This window comes from Rhodococcus sp. P3_B8 (assembly GCF_056402775.1).
Genome location: NZ_JBFUGT010000227.1, coordinates 1 through 10,627 on the forward strand (window position 1 = coordinate 1; position 10,627 = coordinate 10,627).

Below are 10,627 nucleotides of genomic sequence, written 5' to 3' on the forward strand. Positions count from 1 at the left end.
AGCCCGAACCGCGGGTACTCCTCGATCACACGTTGTTGGATGATCCGGCTCCAGTACTTGTGCTCACACATCACCACTTCCTCGACGGAGGCTGTGGCGAGCCCACACCAATTGCGCAAGAGTGGCAGCATCGCACTGACCGGGAAATCCCAGAATCCGATGATCGCATCAACCGATCCGGAGAAGGAATCGAGTTGGCACTGCGCTGAGCTCAGCAGGTCATCGAATGCGATGCGTTCGCCGAACATCTCCTCCCACGACAGCAAGGAATGAAACCGGCACCCTCGCGCGTCCGGCATCCGCTCCAGGATCCGCTTGTTGTGCTGATCCAGTCCCAGGACAAACACGTTCTCGGGCATACCTCACCCTCCCTGCCGGCGCCCTCGATAACGCCAGACCCGCAATCAGTCCAGCCGCTGGGAACGCGGCACAGACACATATCGGGCGCCTGGTGGGGTGCCGGGCAGGCAACGAGCGCCCCCCCTTCTGAGACATCCCCAGCGGCGCTGCCGGGGTCTGTCATTTCTTGTCTTCGCCCTTGCCGACGCCTCCCTGATGCGCGGGTCCCACTCCGGAGTCGCTGCCCTCGGTCTCGGCCGCGTGTACAGCGGGCTTCTCCTCGGCCGGAGAGGCCACCGCGCCGCGTGGGGTCTCCCCGGGTGTCGGCGACTGCATTCCGGTGGCGTCCACATGGTCGTCGTGCTCCGGGCGCCCTTCCTTCGTGCTGGTCGTCCGGCCGTCGTATGGCGGTGTCGCCGGCTCCGCGCCGCCGGGAGGCAGCGAGCCGCCAGCGGGCGCCGGGTTCGTGCCCTGCTCCGCGGAGGAGGTGACCTCCTCCTGATCCAGGGACCCCGGCTTGCGGTCCGTCTGGCCTGCTCCAGCCTGGTCCGGGCCCGCGTCGCGTGAGCCTTCGGGGCCGCGCTCGGACTGTGGTTCTTCGTGTAGCTGTTTGCCTGGTTCGGTACCCATGATCACTCCTCGTTGATGAACCAGAACGCCGTATTCTCGGCTTCGTTCGTGGTTGCCATCTGCTGTAGCTATGCCCTGAAACACGGACACGAAACCGCATCTCTCGGGTGGGCAAGGTTTGGCACTGCGCCCATCCTGGCGCGACGCAAACCTCACCAGGGCGCATCTGCCCTGACCTGCTCGTCTCGGCGAGGTCTGGTGTCCCGAAGTCGTCGATCACCGGGTCTTCCGGGATGATGCCGTGGTCGTCGAGCGGCCGCATCGAGCACGTGCCTCGGCAGGGCGACTGATTTGTTTTGGGAACGACTGGGCATACCGAGAAGAGCGAATCCGTACAGCAGCGATGCGGCTCCATCCCACTGAATTGCCAGCGAGGAGCTACGCCGTGCCCGACAGAGTCCGCCGATTCCCTCGATCCCGATCAGGTCCCCAGCTATCGCCGAGTCCCGGATCCCCCCGAACATTGCCCCCGGCTCGGTCAGCGGGCTGCCGCGCTGCGCACTGCAACCGTGCCACTTGTCGAAGGTGCGGACAGAACCTGTTGCCAGCGGGGTGAGCGCCTCGCTGCAACATGCGCGGCGGAGAGCTTTCCGTGGTGGAACGAAGGTTCGTCGATCCCCGTTGTGGCATAGATCGACTTCGCCAGTGTCCCCCGGACGCCCTCGACAGCATTGGATTCCAAGCAAGGAAAGTTCGTCAACCAACACTCATGGAGAGGAAGCGCAGATGATCCGGGTCGCCTCGGTGCCGGCGTCGCACGTCTATGTTCGACATCTCACTGATCCGAGAAGCAATGATCACGTCGTCCGGCTCCCGGACCCGATCCCCGCAGATGGACGCACGGTACCGGGAGGATGGTGGCCGCCGTTGATGCTCGACCCGATGTGGATCAGCCGGCACTACAGGGAATTCGATGTGTTTCATATCCACTTCGGCTTCGACGCCATCGACCCTGCCCTGATGGAGGCGATTCTCCACGAATTGTCCGTTCGCCATATCCCCCTGGTGTACACCGTCCACGATCTGCGCAACCCGCACCAACCCGATCCCGAACCGCACCTCGATCTGCTCGATGCGCTGGTGCCGGCAGCCGCACAGGTCGTCACCCTCACCCCGGGAGCCGCGGCGGTGATCGATCGACAGTGGTCTCGTGCGGCCACGGTGCTCGGACACCCGCACGTAGTGGAGCGCCTGCTGATCGACCGCCCACGGCCCGGCGACGACGAGTTCGTGATCGGGGTGCACGTGAAAAGTCTTCGCGCGAACATGGATCCGTTCCCAGTCCTCGATGCACTGTCCGAGACGGTACTCAGTCTCGAGGGTGCTCGGTTGCAGGTCGACGTCCACGACGAAATCTTCGATCCCGAGAATCACTGGTACGCCCCCGACGCCGGTGCGCGTCTTCTGCGCTACGGGGACCGGAACCGCGTCGAAGTCCGAGTCCACCCGTATTTCTCGGACGAGGAACTGTGGGATTATCTGTCGTCGCTGTCGGTGTCGGTTCTTCCGTACCGCTTCGGTACCCACTCGGGTTGGCTCGAGGCCTGCTACGACCTCGGCACCGCGGTCGCGGCCCCGAACTGCGGTTTCTACGGCGAGCAGCAGGACTGCGCGGTGTTCGGGTTCGACGAAACCCATTTCGACGGGCCCTCACTGGACCGGTGCATCCGCGCACTCCATGGCGGCCACCCGGTGCGGGCGACGTGGGACGAACGTGCGTCGCAGCGGCAAGCGCTGGCCCGCGAACACCACAACCTCTACGAGAAGGCACTGTCGTGACCGGGGCACCGCTACGGATCGCACTTCTGGCGTCCTGCCGATTCCCGATCCGGCAACCGTTCGCCGGGGGTCTCGAATCGCATGTGTGGTACTTGGCCCGCGCCTTGTCTGCGGACGGTCACCGGGTGACGTTGTTCGCCGGTCCGGACTCCGATCCGGCACTGGGCTGCACGCACCTCGAAGTCCGGACTCTCGAGATGAGCGCGGCGGCCCGAACCGATGCATCGATGCCGTCGATCGAGTTCATGGCCGAACATCACGCCTATCTGCAGCTGATGCTCGATCTCGGCGGCCCTCTGGCGGGAGCGTTCGACGTGATACACAACCACAGCCTGCACTATTTGCCGGTGGCCATGGCTGCCACTGTCCCCACCCCGATTCTGTGCACGCTGCACACCCCGCCCACACCGTGGCTCGAGTCGGCCATCACGGTCGGCACAGGGCAGGGCGCCCAGTTCGCGGCGGTGAGCGCACACACCGCCGCCTCGTGGCGGCACGCAGTCGGTGACATCGATGTCATCCCCAATGGGGTCGATCTCGCCGATTGGCCGGTCGGCAGCGGGGGCAGGCGCCTGATCTGGTTCGGCCGTCTGGTGCCCGAGAAGGGGGCTCACCTCGCGATCATCGCCGCCCGACGTGCCGGATTTCCTCTCGTACTCGCCGGCCCGATCAGCGACAAGGAGTACTTCGAGCGTTCCATCAAACCTCTCCTGAACCGGGACGTCGTCTACCTCGGTCACCTGGGCCAGTCCGCGTTGGCCACCGCGATCGGCAGGTCGGCTGCGGCGCTGGTGACACCGGTATGGGACGAGCCCTACGGTCTGGTGGTCGCCGAAGCACTCGCCTGCGGCACGCCCGTGGTCGCGTTCGCCCGGGGTGGGATCCCGGAAGTGCTCACCCCCGACTGCGGCCGACTGGTACCCCCGGACGACCTCGATGCCCTGGTGCGGGCGATCCCGGAAACCGTGAGACTCTCCCGTCCGGCGGCTCGTATCCGCGCCGCTGAACACTGTTCCGAACGCACCATGGTCGACGCGTACGTGGCTACCTATCGGCGGCTGACGCGGGCGCACCACAGCGGAAAGTCGTTCCGACACACCAGGGCGTCGCTGTGATCGGCTACTACATTCATCACCACGGGCAGGGACACCGGGTGCGGGCGACGAGTATCTGCTCCGCCCTCGCCACGGCAGTCACCGCGCTGTCGTCTGCGCCGCCGACCGGTGCGGAGTGCTTCGCCGAGGTAATCTGCCTCGCCCGGGACGACCACGGTGGTCCGCCCCTGGATCCGACGGCCAACGGGACAGTGCACTGGGCGCCCTTGCTCGATCGGGGTCTGGGTTCGCGGATGAGCCGAGTGGCCACCTGGGTCGAATCCGCCAGGCCGAGTCTCATGGTGGTGGATGTCTCGGTGGAAGTCGCGGCCTTCGTCCGGCTTCTGGGGGTGCCGGTCGTGGTCATGGCCATGCCGGGAGTTCGTACCGATTCGGCACATCGTCTGGGATATCAGCTTGCCGAGCACATCATCGCGGCGTGGCCGCAAGAGATGTACGACCCGGTCTGGCTCCAAGAATTTGCGCACAAGACCACCTTTGTGGGCGGAATCAGCCGGTTCGATGGCCGCGAGTGTGACGACACCCCGCCATCCGGGCGTCCCCAGGTGTTGGTGCTCAGCGGCACCGGCGGATCGGATCTGTCGATGGACGACATTCGGTTGTGCGCCCATCGGCACCCCGGATACCGGTGGCAGGCGCTCGGCGTCCCGGGCGGTCCCTGGGTGGATGACCCGTGGCCACAGTTGAGCGGCGCCGACGTCGTGGTCTCCCACGCCGGTCAGAACGCCGTGGCCGACATCGCCGCCGCCCGCCGTCCGGCGATCATCATCGCCCAATCACGCCCGTTCGACGAACAACAGGCCACCGCGGCGGCACTCTCAGACAAGGGGCTAGCAGTGTCGGTGCCGCAGTGGCCATCGGTGACCGCGTGGCCACACCTGATCGAGGCGGCGCTGAAGCGCGGTGGTCAGCGGTGGCCTCGTTGGCAAACCGCGGGGGCGGCCGCACGCGCCGCGGCGGTCATCGACACGCTCGCAAAGCAATCCGAGGCTTCGCGGTGAGGATCGCGGTCATTACGATCGCCGCGAACCGAGACACCCATTTGCGGTTTCACCTGCGGTCTCTGGAACGCAGCACAGTGGCCGCAGACGAACACGTGGTTGTCGCGATCGGCGACCCCGCGGTGGCAGACGTCGTGGCCTCCGAGGGCAGCACCACCCGGCCGTTGTGGATCGAGCACGATCGGGGCCCACTCCCGCTGGCCTACGCCCGCAACGCCGGTGCTGCGGCCGCTCTGGCTGCGGGGGCGGAACTGCTGGTCTTCCTGGACGTGGACTGCATCGCCGGGTCCGAAATGCTCCAGCGGTACGTCGACGCGGCTCGGCAGCGGTGCCATCGCCATGCTCTGTTGTGCGGCCCGGTCACCTATCTGCCGCCACCCGGACCGCTGGGCTACGACCTCGACCATGTCCACGAACGACGCCGCCCACATCCGGCGCGTCCGGCACCGCCGGCAGGGACTGTGCTGACCGGGACCGATTACGACCTGTTCTGGTCACTGTCCTTCGCCGTCACCGCCGCCACCTGGAATCGGATCGGTGGATTCTGCACCGAATACACCGGTTACGGCGGGGAGGACACCGATCTCGCGCAGACCGCCGCCGCCGCGGGCGTGGGTCTGCGGTGGGTGGGCGGCGCCGACGCGTTCCACCAGTACCATCCCGTGTCCGATCCCCCCGTCGAGCACCTCGCTGACATCCTCGCCAACGCTGAACTGTTTCATCGACGCTGGCACCGATGGCCCATGGAAGGATGGTTGCATTCGTTCGAAGAACTGGGGCTGATCACTTACGATCCCATCCACCGGCGGTGGGTCGAAGCGGTGTGAGTCTGGGATTTCCTTGGTGTGCAATCGTCCCCCACGGACGGCGAGGCTTGCCGTTGCCAATTCGGGTGTCGCGAATCCGGGTACCCGCATTCCCCAGTCGTTCGCTGGGAGGCCGGCAGCACTCACGGCGGGCCGGTCACGTTGTCATGTATCGATCCGGATCTCGGTCGCGAGGCAACAGATGCTGTCAGAAGTCTTCATCGATGCAGGCCAGTCGGTCACCCGCCATTCCGGCCTGTCCGGCACCGGTCATGGTGTGCTGTGCGTGCAGTACCACCGAGTTGGCCTCGCCGTCACGGAACTCCCAGTCGACGGTCGTCGAAGCCTGTGCGTTGCCGTTCGCGTCGGTGGTGACATCGAGCCAGATCTCGTTCTGGGGATTCGCATAGGCCGGATCCGACGACGGAGCATCCGGCGTGGCAGCAGGGTCGACATCGTTCTGATAGTGCGGCCCCGAATCCGACGGCTGTGGCCCACACAGTCGCGTGTGCGCGTGGACACCGAAGTCACGGTTGGGGGCAAGGCCGGTTGCGTTGAACGTGACGGTGGTGCGGCCACCCTCCTCCTCGGATTCAATGTTCACGGAGGAACCCACCGGAACAGCGGCTTCGTCATAGGTGAAGGCGTTGTCGTCGCCGGCGCTGTCGCCCGGCAACTGGAAGGCTCCTTCAGACCCGGGCAAGATAGGCATGCCGGTGGTCGTCGTTTCGACAGAGTCGGGGGGCGTCTGCACGGTGGCCGAGACATCCGTCGATGAATCGTCGTTGCCGCATCCGGCTGCGGCGAGGACGGTGAGGGATACGCCGACGATCAGGGTTACGTGTCGTGTGTGCATGATTCGGCATTACCCCCAGGGTGGGGTGCTAAATCACCCACGACAGGGCTCAGTCCCCCGACGGTGCAGGTTCTCGCCGAGAGGGTCAACCCGTACGGGGTTGAACTGCGGTTCTCGTCCTGTCAACTCAGACAGCATTTCGACGTTGCTCCGATACTCCTGCCGGTCGCCGTTCCGATCACCTGACGTTGCTCTGTTGCGGCGGCCCATCGTCGTCCTCGGCCGCGGAACCGACTGGTTCATCAGGGCGCTGCCATCAGTTGATCTCGGACCTGCGCAGCGGACTGCGGGGTGGGGTCGGCAGTCGGTCCGTAGGCAGCCGGACGATTGGCGGGGCGGTACGGCAGGGTATTCGGTCGTCGTGAGTCATGAACGGGGTCTCAAGGTCGTCGGCGGGTCGACCGGCAACGTCGGAACTGGTGTCGTTGCGGGGTCGAGCACAGACGCTGCTGTCGCCGAGGCCGTCGGTGCCCTGCGGTGCTGCGCCGGGTGGGTTGGTCCCAACACAACCTTTCGCCGTCGTCGATGTCGCCGCTGACGATGTCCCCACGAAAATTCATCCGAGACCTTCGAAGGGAGCACCACACCCATGTCGACCAGGACGATCGATGGGCACCGACTGCACCTGACGCATCTCGACAAAGTTCTGTACCCGTCCGTGGGAACGACGAAGGGCGAGGTGATCGACTACCTGGCGGAGATCGCTCCCGCGATGGTGCCGCACCTGGCGCAACGCCCGGTGACCCGGAAGCGGTGGCCGGACGGTGTCKACTCGGACTCCTTCTTCGAACGCAACCTCCCCTCGTCGACGCCGAAATGGGTTCCGCGACTGACCGTGCAGCACAAGGACCGCAGCGTCGACTATCCCCTCATCGACTCCGCCGCAGGTTTGGTGCTGATGGGACAACTCGCCGCGTTGGAATTGCACGTGCCGCAATGGACGGTGGTCGACGGCAAACCGGGACCGGCAACACGATTGGTGTTCGATCTCGACCCCGGTGAAGGTATGGACCTTTCCGACTGTGCCCGTGTCGCCCTGGCGGTCAAGGAGCAACTCGACGACGCCGGGCTGACGTCGTTCCCGGTCACCAGCGGCAGCAAGGGTATTCACGTCTACGCGTCGCTCACCGCGAAGAACGACATCGACCCCTCTCCGTTCGCCCGGACGCTCGCAAAGAGACTCGAGAAGGACTCGCCGGAATCGGTGACCGCCACCATGGCCAAGACCGACCGCCGGGGAAAGGTCTTCCTCGACTGGAGTCAGAACAACGTCGCCAAGACCACCGTTACTCCGTACTCGTTGCGCGGGCGCTCCGAACCGACGGTCGCCGCGCCACGGGAATGGAAGGAGCTCGAGGCAACCGATCTGCGTCAATTGCGGTTCGACGAGGTACTCGACCGATACCGCAGCGAAGGCGACCTACTCTCGGCGTCCCTGGACTCCCTTCGGACGTACCGATCCAAACGAAAGCGCGGCAAGACACCCGAACCGGTCCCCGCTCCCACAGCCGATTCACCATCAGCGGACTCGGGCCGGGCCCTGAGCTTCGTCGTCCACGAGCACCACGCGACCAACCTGCATTGGGATTTCCGCCTCGAACGCGACGGGGTACTGGTCTCGTGGGCGGTACCCAAAGGCGTCCCACGTTCTGCGTCGAAGAATCGCCTCGCCGTCCAGACCGAAGACCATCCCCTCGACTACCGCACGTTCTCCGGGACCATCCCGAAGGACCAGTACGGCGGCGGCCGAGTGGACATCTTCGACGAGGGAACCTACGTCCCCATCAAGTGGGAACGCGACGAGATTCTGTTCGAACTCCGGGGCCGACGCCTTCACGGGCAGTACGTGCTGATCCGCACCAAAGACGACCAGTGGTTGATGCACAAGATCAAGAAGGACAAGGAACGGCCGCTGCCGCACAGCGAATCCGACCAGGAACCTGCGAGCGCCTCGTCGAAGCCCGCCGACGAAACACCGATGCCGCGGGACCTGAAACCCATGCTCGCGACACTCGGATCCGATCAGGATCTCCCCGACATGCCCGCCGACCTCTGGTCGTTCGAGGGGAAATGGGATGGGATACGGGCGATTGCCGAGATCTCCGACGGGAAGGTCCACCTGCACAKCAGGTCCGGTCGCGACCTCACCGCGACTTACCCGGAACTGGCCTCGATCGGGGACACACTGGCCGATCACGATGTCGTCCTCGACGGCGAGATCGTCACCCTCGACTCGGCGGGCGTGACGAGCTTCGCCGCCCTGCAGAACCGGTCCGGGCTGCAGAAGCCGGCGGCGATCACCGCTGCCGCGCAGAAGTATCCGGCCGAGTTCTACGTGTTCGACGTGCTCTACCTCGACGGCGCCTCGCTGCTGCGTCACGGGTATGCGGATCGGCGCCGGGTGTTGGAGGAATTGGCGTCGAGCACTGGTCTCACCGTCCCCGCCCGTTTGCGCGGCGATGCCGCCGAGGCGTTGGCGGAGAGCCGTCGACGCGGGTGGGAAGGAATCGTCGGCAAGAAGAACGACTCGACCTACTTGACCGGCCGGCGGGGCAAAGCCTGGATCAAGGTGAAGAACCAGCGCACCCAGGAGGTGATCGTCGGTGGCTGGCGACGCGGCAAGGGATCACGCAGCGACACGCTGGGATCGCTGCTGCTCGGCATCCCGGACACGGACGGGCTCCGGTACGTCGGCAGGGTCGGCACCGGATTCACCGAACCGATGCTCGAGTCCCTGACGCGAAAACTCGAACGGCTCTCGCGGAAGACGAGCCCGTTCACCGACACCCTGACGACCGCCCAACGCAAGGACGCGCATTGGGTCACTCCCCGGCTGGTCGGCGAGGTCGGGTTCACCGAATGGACCACGGCGAACCTTCTCCGGCACCCGACCTGGCGTGGCCTGCGCACGGACAAGAATCCCGAGGACGTGCGGCGGGAATGATCATCGGGCGGTGCCTCGAAGGGGAGACCGAACTCAGTCGAAGACCCCGACGATATCGAGCACCAGCAGGACCGCCATCGCCACGAACACCACGACGATCACACCGATGACCACCATCGTGGCAATGCCTGTCGGTGGAAACGACCAACTGGTGCGCGGTTCGTGCTCGGACAACCCCGACGTCTGGGCGGAGTCCGGAGGCGTCGAGCCTGGTCGGACACCGCCGCCCGATTCGAGATCGGGAGTGTTCGCCGGATCAGGGTCCGGAGGTTGAGCGGTCATAGTAACGGCCCTCCGTGGAATACGGCTGCTCGGCGTTCGAGCGGACGGCTGTGACATGCGGGTACCCGGATTTCCCACCCCCACACGGCGGACGCGTATACCGAGTTTCGCGCCAAGGGGTCAGCTTGTGGCGAGAAGTGCCACCGCGGACGCGGCGGCGAGAAGGCCGACCGACTGTTTCGGGATCAGGCGTTCTCGAAGAACGGTGACACCGAGCACGACGGGGACGACGGGGTAGAGGGAGGACAACACGACGGCGACGACGGCGAGTTGCTCCCTCGTGGCGAGCAGATACGCGATGAGCGCAAGTGCTGCTGCCGCCCCGGTGACGGCTGCCGCCGGCACGGTGTGAAGAGACCGCCGCATGTGTGCGCGTCCCACGGTCGACAGCAGCGGCACGATGGTGAGGATCGCCGCGACCCGCCCGGCGGCAACGGGCCACAATCCTGCCCCCGACCCGGCCTGCGCCAGCGAAATATACTGCACGGCAATGCCGATTCCTGCGATGAGACCATCGAGAGCGGCTGCCGGCAGCGCGGGTCCAGCGCGAGTACCGGTGTCCGCGACAAGCCACAGTGCGGGAACCGAGATCACGATGCCGAGCCAGGACAGCGTGGACGGGCGCTCACCGAGAGCGGCGACTCCGATCAGGACCGGCAAGGCGATACCGCAGACCGCGCTGATCGGAACCACCACACTCATCGCCCCATGACTGAGGCCACGGAACAGGAACAACATCCCCGCTCCGGTACCGACCCCCGACAGGGCGCCCCAGGCCAGGTCGACCGGCGCCGGCACACCGGAGGAGCCGACCGCTGTGGCAGCGACGACGGCGAACAGGAGCCCACCGACCTGACCCACGGCCGCGACAACCA

At 65.8% G+C, this 10,627-nt stretch carries 9 protein-coding genes and 1 pseudogene; 5 read left to right on the forward strand and 5 right to left on the reverse strand.

Going from position 1 to position 10,627, the window contains the following annotated elements:
• Together AC1D1G_RS34575 and AC1D1G_RS34580 are read right to left on the reverse strand one after the other, a co-directional pair.
• Positions 1-359: pseudogene (locus tag AC1D1G_RS34575) on the reverse strand (ATP-grasp domain-containing protein); the annotation flags it as partial.
• Positions 360-519: 160 nt separating this feature from the next.
• Positions 520-969, reverse strand: a complete 450-nt coding sequence (locus tag AC1D1G_RS34580) for a hypothetical protein (RefSeq protein WP_280783742.1) — start codon at positions 967-969, stop codon at positions 520-522.
• A gap of 726 nt (positions 970-1,695) precedes the next feature.
• Here AC1D1G_RS34580 and AC1D1G_RS34585 point away from each other — a divergent pair.
• Genes AC1D1G_RS34585 through AC1D1G_RS34600 form a run of 4 tightly spaced genes read left to right on the forward strand, consistent with a single transcriptional unit; the run spans position 1,696 to position 5,691 of the window.
• On the forward strand, positions 1,696-2,748 hold the full coding sequence (locus AC1D1G_RS34585; RefSeq protein ID WP_477955605.1) for a glycosyltransferase family protein: 1,053 nt from the start codon (positions 1,696-1,698) through the stop codon (positions 2,746-2,748).
• Positions 2,745-3,863: a glycosyltransferase family 4 protein gene (locus tag AC1D1G_RS34590; RefSeq protein ID WP_477955606.1), complete on the forward strand. Its 1,119-nt coding sequence runs from the start codon at positions 2,745-2,747 to the stop codon at positions 3,861-3,863. The genes AC1D1G_RS34585 and AC1D1G_RS34590 overlap by 4 nt, the downstream gene beginning before the upstream one ends.
• Entirely contained in the window at positions 3,860-4,864 is a 1,005-nt protein-coding gene (locus AC1D1G_RS34595; RefSeq protein ID WP_477955608.1) for a glycosyltransferase, read from the forward strand. The genes AC1D1G_RS34590 and AC1D1G_RS34595 overlap by 4 nt, the downstream gene beginning before the upstream one ends.
• Positions 4,861-5,691: a glycosyltransferase family 2 protein gene (locus tag AC1D1G_RS34600; RefSeq protein WP_477955610.1), complete on the forward strand. Its 831-nt coding sequence runs from the start codon at positions 4,861-4,863 to the stop codon at positions 5,689-5,691. The genes AC1D1G_RS34595 and AC1D1G_RS34600 overlap by 4 nt, the downstream gene beginning before the upstream one ends.
• Positions 5,692-5,878: 187 nt before the next feature.
• Here the strand turns inward: AC1D1G_RS34600 and AC1D1G_RS34605 are convergent, their stop codons facing one another.
• Complete coding sequence (locus AC1D1G_RS34605) at positions 5,879-6,526, reverse strand: superoxide dismutase family protein (RefSeq protein WP_477955612.1); 648 nt, start codon at positions 6,524-6,526, stop codon at positions 5,879-5,881.
• Positions 6,527-7,115: 589 nt separating this feature from the next.
• Between AC1D1G_RS34605 and AC1D1G_RS34610 the strand changes: the two genes are divergently transcribed.
• Positions 7,116-9,470 carry an ATP-dependent DNA ligase gene (locus AC1D1G_RS34610; protein WP_477955614.1) on the forward strand — a complete coding sequence of 785 codons (2,355 nt, stop codon included), beginning with the start codon at positions 7,116-7,118 and terminating at the stop codon, positions 9,468-9,470.
• A gap of 33 nt (positions 9,471-9,503) precedes the next feature.
• On the opposite strand, the gene AC1D1G_RS34615 is transcribed toward AC1D1G_RS34610, so the two are convergent.
• A complete protein-coding gene (locus AC1D1G_RS34615) occupies positions 9,504-9,752 on the reverse strand; it encodes a DUF6480 family protein (RefSeq protein ID WP_477955616.1) in 249 nt (82 codons plus the stop codon).
• 120 nt (positions 9,753-9,872) lie between these two features.
• Positions 9,873-10,627, reverse strand: a 755-nt coding sequence (locus AC1D1G_RS34620) for an EamA family transporter (RefSeq protein WP_477955618.1), incomplete at its 5' end; no start/stop codon positions are given.